Consider the following 745-nt stretch of genomic DNA (forward strand, 5'->3'; position numbering starts at 1 on the left):
CTATGTTTAGCGGAATTAGTATCAACGAATTTAGAGATAAGTTTAAAACGGAGCAGGATTGCCTCCAATATATTTTGGATAAGAAGTTAGCTGGCGGATATTCTTGCCTGAGATGCCAGGGCGATCAGTATGGGAAAGGCAGGGAATGGCATTACCTGCGCTGTAAGCAATGTGGCTATGATGCATCGGCAACAGCTGGGACATTATTTCATAAATGTAAACTGGGCTTGCTGAAGGCATTTGAGATGGCTTTTCGGGTTTCGGTTCGGAAAAAAGGCCTGTCGAGCTGTGAACTGTCGAAGGAGTTTAGCTGCCAGCAGCGGAGTGCGTGGCTTTGGAAAGCGAAAATACAGGAAGCGATGAAAAGCAGCGGCAAGCATGCCTTGTTGGGCGAGGTAGAGGTGGACGAGTTTTTGGTGGGAGGATTTTCAGCCGGCGAACCCGGCAGAACCAACGGCAGCAAGGATCTGGTTGTATTGGCGATAGAGAAAGTAACGGATAAGAAAGGAAAAACGACCATTGGTAGGGCTTATTGCAGGGTAATTGATGATGCATCAGCCGATAGTCTCAAAAAAATATTTGACGAGCATATTGCGCCTCAGGCGCTGGTAAAAACAGACGGGTGGCGCGGTTATTTGCCGTTAGGAAAAGATTGGGCGATAACACAAGAGAAAAGCAACAAAGGGGCCGGCTTTCCGATGCTACATATTCATATCATGAATATCAAGGGCTGGCTAAGAGGCGT

Annotated in this window: 1 protein-coding gene; it reads left to right on the forward strand. The window is 47.2% G+C overall.

Going from position 1 to position 745, the window contains the following annotated elements; translation table 11 throughout:
• Positions 1-74 precede the first annotated feature (74 nt).
• Positions 75-745 (forward strand): IS1595 family transposase (locus E2R66_RS28150; RefSeq protein WP_158288537.1); only part of this gene is annotated, 671 nt, incomplete at its 3' end.

This window comes from Mucilaginibacter psychrotolerans (assembly GCF_004519315.1).
Lineage (GTDB): Bacteria > Bacteroidota > Bacteroidia > Sphingobacteriales > Sphingobacteriaceae > Mucilaginibacter > Mucilaginibacter psychrotolerans.